Source organism: Seonamhaeicola marinus (genome assembly GCF_008085455.1).
The window spans coordinates 1-219 of the sequence record NZ_VSDQ01000549.1 but is presented as its reverse complement, the minus strand read 5'-3'; the positions used below and the strand labels follow the sequence as shown (position 1 = coordinate 219).

Sequence of the window (219 nt, the reverse complement as noted above, 5' to 3'; positions counted from 1 at the left end):
AATTTAATTATTAATTTATTTATTACTTATTTAAAAAAAATCAGGGACAAAATACGTTTCGTCCCTGAAATGTATTTTTCCGTTTTTCCCGCGACCGCATCGGTGGGACATGTTAGATTACCGCTTTCGCGATAATGAAAACTATACTTTAATCTCTACTTCAACACCACTTGGTAATTCAAGCTTCATTAACGCATCAATAGTTTTTGATGACGAAGA

At 32.9% G+C, this 219-nt stretch carries 1 pseudogene; it reads right to left on the bottom strand.

Annotated elements, in window-relative coordinates:
• Positions 1-141: 141 nt before the first annotated feature.
• Positions 142-219, bottom strand: a pseudogene (locus FUA24_RS08210) (uS10/mL48 family ribosomal protein); the annotation flags it as partial.